This window comes from Microcystis sp. Msp_OC_L_20101000_S702 (assembly GCF_007095705.1).
Classification (GTDB): domain Bacteria; phylum Cyanobacteriota; class Cyanobacteriia; order Cyanobacteriales; family Microcystaceae; genus Microcystis; species Microcystis ichthyoblabe_A.
Window position 1 is genome coordinate 1 of record NZ_SFBO01000211.1, and the last position, 5,962, is coordinate 5,962.

Genomic DNA, 5,962 nt, shown 5'->3' on the forward strand with positions numbered 1-5,962 from the left:
CCTATTTGTGCCTTAAGTCCTTTCCTGTATGAATTTCAGCTACTTTTGAGCGTAGTTGCTCTCATCGAATTTTATTTTAAGTTAATTATTTGCATAACAATTCCCGAAGAGCCGAAAAAGGCTATTATATTAAATAAATCATCTTAATAAACATGACATCAGAAACCGCCAATTATGATGAACCCTGGAAAGAAGCATTAAGCGAGTATTTTGAAGCGTTTTTACATTTCTTCTTTCCCGAAGTTCACCAACTTATCAGTTACCAGTTATCAGTTATCAGTGACTAATTGGAAGCAAGTAGCAATCCCTTTGCTATAATAGTCATGACACACCTGAAAACAAAAGCGACTACTGGGAAGCTGCCGGAACGGGAACAGTGGAAGTGGAGGTTAATCAGGGTATTATATGAAAAGGAGTTCGAGAGAGAACAGATAATTAAACTGTTTGAAATCATCGACAATATGATGACTTTATCCTCTGAATTGCAGTCAAGTTTAGAAAGTAAAATTAAACAATTTGAGGAGGAAAGAACCATGCCTTTAATGAGTAATATGGAGTTACGAGGAATAGAAAGCGGTAAAGAAATCGGTAAGGAAATTGGTAAGGAAATTGGTAAAGAAATTGGCGCGTTAGAAAAAAGCCGCGATGCCATAAAAACATTTTTAACCGTGCGGTTTGGACAGATTTCTTCAGAAATTGAAGAGATAATCGGCAAAATGACTAACCCTACTATCTTAGAAGAGCTACTAAAATTAGCAGCTACCGCTAATTCTCTCGCAGAATTTAAGCAGTCTTAGGCTAAAATCAATATCTAGAAAACGGGTTTCTTTGAGAAACCCGTTTTCTTGTAATAAATGTTAATTTTTGTGATAGCACCCTTGAAAAATTGGGGATTGTTGGGCTAAAACTGTTAGCAATAAACCTTTGCAGTTAATGTCATGACTTCTCCCCTGTTGCCGATTTTTCCTGCTGTTTACGATAGTTTGTTCGATTTTGCTCAATCTGATGGTTTTTGGGCGAATTTGACAATCGCTGTAGGTTAAGGGGGTGAGGTCATAACAATCCGTTGCCAAAACCGACTTTTCAGAATACAATAGATAAGAGTAGTCATTCATCGCTCAGATTAGTTAAGATGACATTACATGACTAATAATATTGACCATGACCGCTTATTTAAGGAGTTAATCTCCACCTTTTTTGTCGAATTTATTGAGTTATTTTTTCCTCAATTGATGGATTATTTAGATAGAAACTCGATTACTTTTTTAGACAAAGAAGTATTTACCGATGTCACGGAAGGAGAAAGACATGAAAGCGATTTAGTCGCACAGGTTAAGTTTCGAGGAAAAGAATCTTTTTTTCTGATTCATGTCGAGGCGCAGGAAAGTTCCCGCAAGTGGTTTAATCGGCGAATGTTTACTTATTTTGCTCGCTTTCATGAGAAATTTGTCCTCCCGATTTATCCGATTGTAATTTTTTCTTATTCAAAGCCAAAAAGAGAAGCGATTAGTCAATATGTAGTCGATTTTACCGATTTTAAGGTATTAGAATTTAACTATCAAGTAGTGCAGTTAAATCGATTAAATTGGCGAGATTTTCTTAATCAACCGAATCCGGTTGCTTCAGCTTTGATGGCGAAGATGAACATTGCTGAGAAAGAGCGAGCCAAGGTAAAAGCGGAATGTCTGCGCTTGTTAATTACTTTAAGGTTAGATTCAGCGAGAATGCAATTAATTTCCGGATTTATTGATACATATCTCAATCTAAATCCGGTGGAAGAGATACAATTTCAAGAAGAGATTAGCACATTTAGTCAACCCGTACAGGAGGGAGTTATGCAAATTACCACCAGTTGGATGCGTCAAGGTATTGAACAAGGTATCGAACAAGGTATTGAACGCGGTATCGAACAAGGTATTGAACGGGAAAAGACATTGATTCTTCGTCAACTTAAACGCAAGTTAGGGGAGATTAATCCTTCATTGGAAACTAAAATCATGCAGTTAAGTATTGATGATGTTGAAGTAATCAATTGGTTAAATACTTTATAATGCTTGTAATTTCGAGGGAGTTATGCAAATTACCACCAGTTGGATGCGTCAAGGTATTGAACGCGGTATCGAACAAGGTATCGAACAAGGTATTGAACAAGGTATCGAACAAGGTATTGAACAAGGTATTGAACGGGAAAAGACATTGATTCTTCGTCAACTTAAACGCAAGTTAGGGGAGATTAATCCTTCATTGGAAACTAAAATCATGCAGTTAAGTATTGATGATGTTGAAGTGGTTTGACGTTAGCGATCGCATCTTCGCCATGACAAGGGGTAAGATTGCTTCGGAGAGGGAATTTCAGTTAACAGTTAACAGTTAGAAGTGAGGTCTGCCAAAGGGAATTGACAGACCGCAAAACATAGGATAGCATTTGTATAATTCTTATCAAAATACGGAGAAAATATGACTCTAGTTATTTCCCAAGAAGTGATTAAAGCAAGTGGTTTATCAGAGGATGAACTGTTGAAGGAAATTGTTGTTATGTTATTCCAACAAGATAAGATTAGCTTAGGAAAAGCAAGTGAGTTATTAGGTATTAATCAAATCAAGTTTCAACGGATGCTTTCTGAACGAGGAATTTGTATTCACTATGATGTTGCTGAGTTTCAGCAAGATATTAAGCATTTAAAAGAGAAAGGTTGGCTATGATTATTATTAGCGATACTTCTCCTCTCAGCAGTCTTGCTCTTGTTGGTTATCTGTCAATCTTAAAAGATATTTATACTAATGTTGTTATTCCCCAAGCAGTTGCCAATGAATTAGCCAATTTAACTGAGGAAGATATCCGCATTAAAGCGATAATTTCTCTGAACTGGATACAGGTTAAACAAGCCACTAATTTAGAACTTGTGGCTTGTTTGAGGAATGAATATAATTTAGATCTTGGCGAAGCAGAAGCAATCGCTCTTGCCTTAGAATTAAAAGCAGATGAATTGTTAATTGATGAGCGTCTTGGACGGAGAGAGGCTGTGCGTTTGGGACTGTCAATTACGGGGGTTCTAGGAGTTCTTTTAATCGCTAAAAATAGAGGATTGATTGCTAAGGTTAAACCGATAATGGAGTCTCTAATTAGCCAAGCAAATTTTCGCATCAGTCATCAACTTTATGAGGAGGTTTTGCAAACTGCAAATGAATTAGATTAAGTTGTGAGGGGGGAATTGAGAGACAATATTCAGAAAAACTAATGATTTAGAAATACAGTTTTCCCGATCAATGTTAATTTCTGTTACAGGGGTCTTGAAAGATTGGGTATTGTTGAGCTAAAACTATTAGCAATAAACTTTTGCTGTTACTGTCATGACTCTCTCTCTTTTGGCGATTATTCCTGCTGTTGACGATGTTTTGTTCTATTTTGCTCAATCTGATGGTTTTTGGGCGAATTTGGCCATCGCTTTTGGAGCAAGTTATGATGTGGTTAAGGCGACGCAATTACGACAGCAGTGGCAAAGTCGAAATTTTAGTCAACTTCCCCCGATTGAGGTACTTAGTGATGAGGTTTTGGGGACGGCGAATGGTGCATATTCCAGCAGTACCAATAAGATTTATCTATCAGCATCTTTTTTAAATACGGCCTCGTCAGCATCGATAGTTAATGTAATTTTAGAAGAAATTGGGCATTATGTGGATGCTCAAATTAATCAGACAGATAGCGCGGGAGATGAGGGGGCAATTTTTGCGGAGTTGGTGCAGGGAAATAGTCTGGATGTGGCAACCTTAGACGCTTTACGAGCCGAGAATGACCAGACAACAATTATAATAAATGGGGAAATTATTCAAGTAGAACAGGCAGATTTTACGGGGACTAATGGTAATGATAATATTACGGGTACATCTGGAGATGATAACATTTATGGGTTGGCAGGTAATGATACTTTAAGTGGTTTGGGGGGACAAGACCGCCTAGAAGGAGGAGATGGAGATGATCTTTTGTCTGGAGGAGCGGGGAATGATGGTGATTATTACGACTGGGAGAATGATTTCGGTCTCTATGGTGGAGATGGTAATGAATGGTAATGACATCTTAAATGGTGGTTCTGAAGACGATTACCTTGATGGTGGTGCAGGTAGCGATACCATTGACGGTGGTTCAGGCAATGATAACCTCGGTTTAGATTACTCTGCTCAAATCACCCCGATTACTATCACCTATACTGATACTCAGGTAGTTACATCTGGAGTAGGAGATACCTTTAAAGCAATTGAAGGAATTTATCTACTCAGTGGTAGTGGTGCTGACAATCTAAACTTTATTGCCACCAGTTTAAATAGTAACATTCAAGGTGGTGGTGGTAACGATTTTATTGCTCTCGGAAGTGGCAATGATTCTCTCTATGGACAAGACGGTAATGATACCCTGAATAGTGGTGGTGGACAAGACCGCCTAGAAGGAGGAGATGGAGATGATCTTTTGTCTGGAGGAGCGGGGAATGATGGTGATTATTACGACTGGGAGAATGATTTCGGTCTCTATGGTGGAGATGGTAATGAATGAACTTTATGGTGGTAATAACAATGACACCCTACAAGGAACCAATAACGGTATAGGAGAACAAGATTATCTAGAAGGAGGAACAGGAAACGATCGCTTTATTCTTGCAGATACGACAAAGACCTTCTATGATGACGGTAATAGCACCCTTCCGGGTGATTACGACTACGCAACAATTGCCGACTTTAACACCACTGATGATATTATTCAACTACGGGGTTCAAGTGGTGACTATCTGTTATGGGTTTCTGGTTCTAATACTAATCTCTACATCAACAAACCAGGCAGCGAACCAGATGAACTGATTGCGGTTATCAATAATCAAACAGCATTAAGTCTAACTGCTAGTTATTTTAGCTATGTTTCTAGTCCGACTCTTCCCAGTATTACTCTTGCAGTTTCTCCCGCAAGTGTTACCGAAGACGGGACAGCTAATCTCATTTATACCTTCACCCGTAGCGGAGTAACAACTAATCCTTTAACGGTTAATTACACCCTCGGAGGGACAGCGACTTTAAATACCGATTACACTCGTACAGGGACTAACAATACAGTCACCTTTGTTGCTGGTTCATCCACTGCTACCGTAACAGTTGACCCCACTGCTGACACAATAGTAGAAAGTAACGAAACTGTTATTTTAACCCTTGCTGCGGGGACAGGTTATACAGTAGGTACTCCTAACGCAGCCACGGGAACAATTACCAATGACGATACCAGTGTCACCCTAGCAGTTTCTCCCGCAAGTGTTACCGAAGACGGGACAACAAATCTGGTTTATACCTTCACTCGTAGCGGAGTAACAACTAATCCTTTAACGGTTAATTACACCCTCGGAGGGACAGCGACTTTAAATACCGACTACACTCGTACAGGGACTACCAATACTGTCACCTTTGCTGCTGGTTCATCCACTGCTACCGTAACAGTTGACCCCACTGCTGACACAATAGTAGAAAGTAACGAAACTGTTATTTTAACCCTTGCTGCGGGGACAGGTTATACAGTAGGTACGACTACTCCAGTTACGGGAACAATTAATAATGATGATACCAGTGTCACCTCGCAACTCTCCATTAATGACATCACCGTAGTGGAAGGTAAAGATAATAATGCCATCCTCACCGTCACAGTTGATAATCCCAATTCACAACCAATTACCTTCAACTATACCACCGCACCCATTAACGCTACCGCTAATGTAGATTACACTAGCAAAACTGGAACTATCACCATTGCACCTAATACTGCCACCGCTACTATTAGCATTCCCATCCTCAATGATAACCTCAATGAACCTGATGAAGCCTTTACAGTAACCCTGTCAAATCCCGTTAATGCTACCATCAATCCCGAAGGAGGAATAGGAGAAGTTATCATTACTGATACTTGGCAAAGCACTCTCACTCGCACCTTACC

The 5,962-nt window shown here is 39.4% G+C and carries 9 protein-coding genes and 1 pseudogene; 9 read left to right on the forward strand and 1 reads right to left on the reverse strand.

All coding sequences use genetic code 11. The features are described 5' to 3' along the window. Window positions 1-152: 152 nt before the first annotated feature. Window positions 153-287, forward strand: coding sequence for a hypothetical protein (locus tag EWV60_RS21635; RefSeq protein WP_016517143.1), 135 nt, complete (start codon window positions 153-155; stop codon window positions 285-287). A 36-nt stretch (window positions 288-323) separates the two neighbouring features. Beyond that, the gene (locus EWV60_RS21640) at window positions 324-797 is read left to right on the forward strand and encodes a hypothetical protein (protein ID WP_287234644.1); all 474 of its coding nucleotides are present in this window, start codon (window positions 324-326) and stop codon (window positions 795-797) included. Between the two features lie 60 nt (window positions 798-857). Here EWV60_RS21640 and EWV60_RS21645 read toward each other — a convergent pair whose 3' ends face one another. Then, window positions 858-1,115, reverse strand: coding sequence for a hypothetical protein (locus EWV60_RS21645; protein ID WP_016515311.1), 258 nt, complete (start codon window positions 1,113-1,115; stop codon window positions 858-860). A gap of 27 nt (window positions 1,116-1,142) precedes the next feature. Between EWV60_RS21645 and EWV60_RS21650 the strand changes: the two genes are divergently transcribed. From EWV60_RS21650 to EWV60_RS21680, 7 genes and pseudogenes are all read left to right on the forward strand, one after another. Then, on the forward strand, window positions 1,143-2,051 hold the full coding sequence (locus tag EWV60_RS21650) for a DUF4351 domain-containing protein (protein WP_287234649.1): 909 nt from the start codon (window positions 1,143-1,145) through the stop codon (window positions 2,049-2,051). Window positions 2,052-2,064: 13 nt separating this feature from the next. Beyond that, window positions 2,065-2,295 (forward strand): annotated as a pseudogene (locus EWV60_RS21655) (DUF4351 domain-containing protein); the annotation flags it as partial. Between the two features lie 162 nt (window positions 2,296-2,457). After that, entirely contained in the window at window positions 2,458-2,703 is a 246-nt protein-coding gene (locus tag EWV60_RS21660; protein WP_002739258.1) for a UPF0175 family protein, read from the forward strand. After that, the gene (locus tag EWV60_RS21665; protein ID WP_103111397.1) at window positions 2,700-3,197 is read left to right on the forward strand and encodes a PIN domain-containing protein; all 498 of its coding nucleotides are present in this window, start codon (window positions 2,700-2,702) and stop codon (window positions 3,195-3,197) included. The genes EWV60_RS21660 and EWV60_RS21665 overlap by 4 nt, the downstream gene beginning before the upstream one ends. A 154-nt stretch (window positions 3,198-3,351) precedes the next feature. After that, window positions 3,352-4,068, forward strand: a complete 717-nt coding sequence (locus EWV60_RS21670; RefSeq protein WP_287234657.1) for a calcium-binding protein — start codon at window positions 3,352-3,354, stop codon at window positions 4,066-4,068. Continuing rightward, complete coding sequence (locus tag EWV60_RS21675) at window positions 4,043-4,546, forward strand: calcium-binding protein (protein WP_287234660.1); 504 nt, start codon at window positions 4,043-4,045, stop codon at window positions 4,544-4,546. Before EWV60_RS21670 ends, EWV60_RS21675 begins: the two co-directional genes overlap by 26 nt. Next, a partial coding sequence (locus tag EWV60_RS21680; RefSeq protein WP_287234663.1) for a Calx-beta domain-containing protein occupies window positions 4,455-5,962 on the forward strand: 1,508 nt, incomplete at its 3' end. The genes EWV60_RS21675 and EWV60_RS21680, both read left to right, overlap by 92 nt.

What these genes read in the sequence shown, in the direction of transcription:
- EWV60_RS21675 (WP_287234660.1), top strand. Translation starts at nt 4,043, where the DNA reads ATGGTGGAGATGGTAATGAATGGTAATGACATCTTAAATGGTGGTTCT.
- EWV60_RS21665 (WP_103111397.1), top strand. Translation starts at nt 2,700, where the DNA reads ATGATTATTATTAGCGATACTTCTCCTCTCAGCAGTCTTGCTCTTGTT.
- EWV60_RS21635 (WP_016517143.1), top strand. Translation starts at nt 153, where the DNA reads ATGACATCAGAAACCGCCAATTATGATGAACCCTGGAAAGAAGCATTA.
- EWV60_RS21660 (WP_002739258.1), top strand. Translation starts at nt 2,458, where the DNA reads ATGACTCTAGTTATTTCCCAAGAAGTGATTAAAGCAAGTGGTTTATCA.
- EWV60_RS21650 (WP_287234649.1), top strand. Translation starts at nt 1,143, where the DNA reads ATGACTAATAATATTGACCATGACCGCTTATTTAAGGAGTTAATCTCC.
- EWV60_RS21645 (WP_016515311.1), bottom strand. Translation starts at nt 1,115, where the DNA reads ATGAATGACTACTCTTATCTATTGTATTCTGAAAAGTCGGTTTTGGCA.
- EWV60_RS21670 (WP_287234657.1), top strand. Translation starts at nt 3,352, where the DNA reads ATGACTCTCTCTCTTTTGGCGATTATTCCTGCTGTTGACGATGTTTTG.
- EWV60_RS21640 (WP_287234644.1), top strand. Translation starts at nt 324, where the DNA reads ATGACACACCTGAAAACAAAAGCGACTACTGGGAAGCTGCCGGAACGG.